The sequence below is a fragment of the Meridianimarinicoccus aquatilis genome, assembly GCF_004358675.1.
Classification (GTDB): domain Bacteria; phylum Pseudomonadota; class Alphaproteobacteria; order Rhodobacterales; family Rhodobacteraceae; genus Meridianimarinicoccus; species Meridianimarinicoccus aquatilis.
The window spans coordinates 1-5,778 of sequence record NZ_SMZO01000107.1; the positions used below are offsets into that span (position 1 = coordinate 1).

Annotated in this window: 6 protein-coding genes; all 6 read right to left on the reverse strand. The window is 57.2% G+C overall.

What is annotated here, in order from left to right:
* Positions 1–1,619, reverse strand: a 1,619-nt coding sequence (gene tnpC / locus E2L05_RS20275; protein ID WP_133340996.1) for an IS66 family transposase, incomplete at its 3' end; no start/stop codon positions are given.
* Positions 1,620–1,681: 62 nt separating this feature from the next.
* Entirely contained in the window at positions 1,682–2,029 is a 348-nt protein-coding gene (gene tnpB, locus E2L05_RS20280) for an IS66 family insertion sequence element accessory protein TnpB (protein ID WP_099828201.1), read from the reverse strand.
* Positions 2,026–2,394, reverse strand: coding sequence for an IS66-like element accessory protein TnpA (gene tnpA, locus E2L05_RS20285; RefSeq protein ID WP_133340995.1), 369 nt, complete (start codon positions 2,392–2,394; stop codon positions 2,026–2,028). The genes tnpB and tnpA overlap by 4 nt, the downstream gene beginning before the upstream one ends.
* 95 nt (positions 2,395–2,489) lie before the next feature.
* Positions 2,490–4,325 (reverse strand): PAS domain-containing hybrid sensor histidine kinase/response regulator, encoded by a 1,836-nt coding sequence (locus tag E2L05_RS20290; RefSeq protein ID WP_165971835.1) that lies wholly within the window; start codon positions 4,323–4,325, stop codon positions 2,490–2,492.
* Entirely contained in the window at positions 4,318–4,815 is a 498-nt protein-coding gene (locus E2L05_RS20295; RefSeq protein ID WP_133344832.1) for a methanogen output domain 1-containing protein, read from the reverse strand. The genes E2L05_RS20290 and E2L05_RS20295 overlap by 8 nt, the downstream gene beginning before the upstream one ends.
* A 78-nt stretch (positions 4,816–4,893) precedes the next feature.
* The coding region (locus E2L05_RS20300; RefSeq protein WP_133344834.1) for an ATP-binding cassette domain-containing protein at positions 4,894–5,778 on the reverse strand (885 nt) is incomplete at its 5' end.

Consider the following 5,778-nt stretch of genomic DNA (forward strand, 5'->3'; position numbering starts at 1 on the left):
GTTGTGGATGCCAGCGGCGCCCAATTCCACGGTAATAATTCATCGAGCCTGTTGATTTTGTGATCGTGGATGCGGTCGAGGATGTCGGCGAGATAGGCCTGCGGGTCGAGACCGTTGAGCTTGGCGGTTTCGATGATGGTCATAGCGCGAGCGAGGGTTTCCGCACCGGTATCGGCCCCTGCAAATAGCCAATTTTTCCTTCCAATGCCAATTGGACGCAAGGCGCGCTCGGCGGGATTGTTGTCGATAGCGACGCGGCCATCGGTCAGGAACAGGCTGAAGGCCTCCTGTCGACTGAGGCCATAGCGGAATGCCTTGGCCAGATCGCTTTTGCCCGGAATGCGCAGGAGTTGTTGCTCTGACCAAGCAAAGAAGGCCGTGACCTTTGGTTGGCTCAACTGTTGACGTGCGGCATGGCGGACACCAGCGGGTTGACCGTTAATGTCGCGCTCGATGTCGTAAAGCTTGCCGATCCGGTCGAGCGCCTCGCGGGCAATCTCGGATTTTGTCGAGGTCCAAAAATCATGGAAGTCACGCCGCAGATGGGCCCAACAGGCTGCCTCTCGCAAACGCCGCCCACTATTGGGTTCAGGCTCGTAAAGCTTGGCATAGCCCTTGTAGCCGTCCGCCTGCAGGATGCCGCGGGCATTGGCCAGATGGCTGAGGATGTGCTCTTCCTTCCAGTTCGGTGCGAACCGATAGACCGCACCGGGTGGCGCGGCACCCGCCCATGGGCGCTGATCGCGCACATAGGCCCAGATCCGGCCTTGCTTCACACCTTTGCCAAGCCCTTTGTCTTTCTTGGAGCGGTCCAACACCCGGATCGGCGTATCATCTGCGTGCAGCAAATCGCTGCCCATGATGTCAGCCTCAATGCGCTCGATCAGCGGCGACAGGGCCTTCATGGCGCGGCCACACCAGCCGACCAGCGTGCTTTCGGGGATGTCCGCCCCCATGCGGGCGAAGATCTCGTGCTGGCGATATAACGGAAGGTGGTCGTCGAACTTCGAGACCAGCACATGCGCCAGCAGGTTCGGGCCTGCCATACTGCCCGGGATCGGACGGCTTGGCGCGGGTTCCTGCACGATCCGCTCGCAGCGGCGGCAGGACTTCTTGATCCGGGCGATCTGGATCACCTTCATCTGCGCGGCGATCATGTCGAGGAGTTCGCTGACATCCTCGCCCACCACGCGAAGATCGCCGCCACAGTCAGGGCAGCAGGTGCCGGGGTCCAGTTCACGCCGCTCGCGTGGGGTCGTATCCGAGACCCGTGGTCGGCGGCGCAAAGCGGGTGCATCGGCAGCTTCCGGTGACGGTTCATCCTGCCCTTCGTCGATGGGCGCGTCATCGTTTTCCGCTACGGCGACCAACAGGTCTTCGAGCGCCAGTTCCAGCTGCTCGATTTCGCGCTCGACCTTTTCCGAGGACTTGCCAAAGGCCAGTTTCTGCAACTTGGCGATCCGCAGGCGCAACGCTTGAACCAGTTGATCATGGACACGCAATGTCGCCGACATCTTGGCGTTCTCTGCCTCGATCCGAGCATTTTCTACCTGCAAAGCCGCGATCATCGCCCTCAATTCAGCGGGATCATCAGGCAAATTTTCATCAGGTTTCGACATGCGCCTGACTACCAAAAATCAGGCTATAGCACCATATAAATAAAGCAAATCAGGTCGCAAAATCACCCGACCCGCGCAGGCGGAGCGCCCCAATCGGGACGCCGCCAGTCGATGCCTTCCCAGAGCATCGCGAGCTGTGCAGAGGTCAGCCGCACCGCCCCATCCTTGGCGCTCGGCCAAGGGAAACGCCCCCGCTCAAGCACCTTGTAATAGAGGCAAAACCCCTGACCGTCCCAGTAGAGCAGCTTCAGCCGGTCACCACGCCGTCCCCGGAACGCAAACACCGCCCCACTGGCGGGTTTCTGACGCAGCACATCTTGGGCAAGTGCCGCCAGCCCGGCGATCCCCTTTCGCATATCCGTCACACCGCAGGCCAGATACACGCGAACGCCGGTGCCAGGGCCGATCATGCGGCTTCCACGGCACGGATCAAGGACGTCAGCGCGGCCGGGTCTATCGTGCTATCAAAATGAAGGCGATGGCCGCACCGTAAGCGCAATTCGACTGCAACTGGTGGCGACGTATCAGCTGCCGTAGGCTGCCCCGCCGACACTGGCATATCCAAAGGGTAGAAAAGCGCCCCGGCATTGGGCGTCCACAGGCCCTTCTTCTTGAGATCATGCCGCCAGGCGTAAATCTGTTGCCGCGTAACCTCATGGCGTTGCGCCACCTGCGTCACCGTCGCCCCGTCTATCCCAACCGACATGACAATCTCGAGCTTGTCCTCGTCACGCCAGAAACGCCGTCGCTCGACCCCAAGAATTTCACCACGCATCGATGACCCCGCATAAGACACGTCGTTAACGACGTCGTTAAACACGTATCTTAGATCATCGCCCCAGCGTCAGGCAGGCGGTGCCAATGGTGCGGTTACGACAAGTTTGCGGTCATTCCGATGATAAAAAGGGTCTTGCGACCGGTCAGCCTGCGCAGTTTCTGCGTGGCTTCAACACCTGTCATTCCAGGCATGCGCAGATCCATGAGGACGACATCGGGCAGTTTCTGAACCGCGAGGTCGAGGCACTTTTCACCGCTGTTGGTGCCGATAACTTTCATGCCAATTTTCTCAAGCGCTTTCGTTATGATTTCGCGGTTTATGTCTTGATCATCGACAACCAAGACTGTGCGGCTTGCAGGAAGATCGCTGTCGGGAATTGTTGCCCGGGTCTGGCGCTGCAAGGAAATGTGCCGTTGTTGAAAGGGGGAGTTTTCTTGGGCGATCTTGATGGTGAAGCAGGATCCCGCACCAACCTCAGACGTCACCTCAATTGTCCCCCCAAGGTCATCTATAGCGCGCTTGGCAATCGCAAGCCCGAGCCCGGCACCTTCGCGAATGTTGGCGTATTTCGCGCTGGTGTTGAAGCTATCAAAGATGCCTGCCAGCCGTTCCTTGGAAATGCCGCATCCATTATCTTTGATCACCAGTTCGAACTCAGACTTGTCTAGCAGCGGGGTTTCCACCAGCGTCACTGAAACTTGGCCTCCGGGGGTGAACTTTACGGCGTTCGACAGAACGTTTTGTGCGATCCGAAAAACAAGGTGTGGATAGCCCATCACTTTGTTGCCGTGCGGGCCGGTGTGGGAATAGACGATGCTTGTGCTGCGTTTCAGTGCAATCGGGTTCACCTGTTGCACAACATCTTCGATAATCTGGGCCAAAACGTACTCTGTTTTAGCGCCAATATCGTCAAGGGCCTCTCGTTTAAGAAGATCAAGTGCATTTGACACTTGGCTCAACGCATTTTCGGCCGATTGCTCAATCATCTCAAGAAGTTTGGCTTGATCAGGTGTCCAGTCGTTATCGGCGCACAAAAGTTCCGCTGTTGCGATGATCGCCGAAATTGGCGTGCGTATTTCATGTGAGAGAACGCCCAGAAAACGCGTGCGTGATCTTTCTGCGGCTTTGGCGCGTTCAAGCGCGGCTTCAAGTTCAGCTACGTGACGTGATGCCTCTTCGATGCGGTGCGTTTCCGACAGGTCGCGCAAGACCAACATGATTGCGTCATGGCCTTCTTTATCAATGGGCGATAGGCACACTTCAACAGGGTGATGCGGATTATCGGCTGTTGAGATTGTCGCCTGAAAAGTCTGTGTCTGGGCCAATGGCAGCCACTCGGCAATTTTGCCAATGTGTTCCGCCCGTTGTTGTAAGTCGCCAAAATCGATCAAATCCGTCAGCTTATTGCCGATAGGGGCAATATCGCCGCGCGCAAATAGTTTTTTCAGCGCGGGATTGGCACGAACGAAATAGCCTGAGCTGCTCAGCAAGGCGATCCCGTCAGAGGTGTGATCGAATATGAACTGCGCTTCGTACTCACACCGAATGCGCCGGGCCGTTTCGCCTTCCATCTGCTGCATGCGCCGCGTCATCTCGGTGATGCGCAAAGAGTTGCTCACCGGTAAGATACTCAACAAGACAGTTGGCCCACACTCTGGCAAATCCAAGCGTCCGATCATGCATCTTACGGAATCGCCGTTACATTGCAGACTGTATCGCGCAGGAACGGCGGTCGTAGTGCGCAGTCCTGTCTTGATAAGCTTCAGGCCCGCCTCGAGTTTCATCTCGGCTTGCAACGCATCGTTGTGAGGGTGTCTTAGAAAGGAACGGTTTGCGAAGAGAATATTGCCGTCATGATCCAGCAAAATGACAGGATTGAAATTCAGCTCCAGAGCTTGGCATAGTGCGGGATCAAGGATGTCACGCATCCGGGAAGTATTCTCTGCCTTCTTCATCGCCCCTACACAAATGTATGACTATCCGGCACCCCGGATCTCCGCGTGCCAATGCCTTATCGATACTCACTTTAGCGTAACCGTTTGCGTCGGCAGTGATCGTGCCAAAAACGCTTGACGTCATCATGCACAGTGACGGTCGTCCAAACACTTTTTTGCCAAAAGGGCAAGCCGTGTTTGAAAGGATGATTTTGTCACTATCGATCGATTCGACAGTGAAATTTCCACCGAACTGATTCTTCATATCGGCCAATATGGCGGGGACGTCATCAACCGGTACACGCGATATGCCACGATTTTCCTTGTACATCGCGTTCAAGGAATCGCCGAGTCGACTCCCGACAAGGGTGATGTATCCCTCGGTTTCTGTGAGGCCGATGACATCTTCAAGGCTTCCCGCCAAGGTTACAATCATTTGGCTTAGGAAGATGTCCCGGTTCACGGGAATGTCGTTTCCAGCCATCTTGGAACCTTTTATCGCCTGCCCAAATTTACGCCCGTTTTTGCCAACCAGCGAGCAATCACCCTAGGTGAGGTGGGATTAGGTTTCAACGGTTTCACTGCGCTCTTGTTCCTTTGGGTGTGGAGCTGTTGGATCGCTGTGGGGGACTGTTTTGGTGTTTGTGGCGGAGGCTGCGGCGAGTTTTGCCAGGATTTCGTCGCGGGGCCCGAAAGCCTTTTGGGTGCCGTTCTCCAGGATCAGGATCTTGTCACAGGCATGCAGCAGGTTGGGGCTGTGCGTGATGACAATGGCCGATTTTCCAGCCGCGGTCTGGGCCTTGATCAGGCGGCTCACAAGCGCGCCGGCTTCCTGGTCGAGACCTGCGTTCGGCTCGTCCATGATCAGGATGTTCGGCTTGCTGTAAACGGCCCGGGCCAAAGCGATCCGCTGCAACGTGCCAGCCGACAGGATTTTCTTGGCCCAGTGCATGTCGGTTTGCAAACCCTTGGGGAGGAGTTCGATCTTGTCCATGACATGCACCAATTCCGCGGCGGCGACCACATCGGCAAGCACCATGTCAGGGTCATAGCGGGCGATATTCTCGGCCACGGTGCCATCAAAGAAGGTGAGAAATTGCGGCAACAACCCGATGTGCTTTGCCAGGGCGCTCTCGGACAGTTCATACAATGGAAAGCCGCTCAGGGTTACTCTGCCCATGGTGGCCGCATTGCCACCGGTCAGCAGACGCACAAGAGCGGATTTGCCCACGCCGCTGCGCCCGACGATCGCCAGCGCTTCGCCGGGTTGGACGTCAAAGGACAGACGGGTGAACACGGGCAGGCTGAGTTCGCGGGGCTTAAAGGTCACGTTGGTGATTTCAAGTGTGCCGGGCACATCTGGCAGCGCGGCCGAGCGGCGGCTGCGCAGATCGGCCGACGAGCGGGACAGGTTCCGTTCCAGGCGGCGGGCGCCGGCGAGGGTCGT

What these genes read in the sequence shown, in the direction of transcription:
- tnpB (WP_099828201.1), bottom strand. Translation starts at nt 2,029, where the DNA reads ATGATCGGCCCTGGCACCGGCGTTCGCGTGTATCTGGCCTGCGGTGTG.
- E2L05_RS20295 (WP_133344832.1), bottom strand. Translation starts at nt 4,815, where the DNA reads ATGGCTGGAAACGACATTCCCGTGAACCGGGACATCTTCCTAAGCCAA.
- tnpA (WP_133340995.1), bottom strand. Translation starts at nt 2,394, where the DNA reads ATGCGTGGTGAAATTCTTGGGGTCGAGCGACGGCGTTTCTGGCGTGAC.
- E2L05_RS20290 (WP_165971835.1), bottom strand. Translation starts at nt 4,325, where the DNA reads ATGCGTGACATCCTTGATCCCGCACTATGCCAAGCTCTGGAGCTGAAT.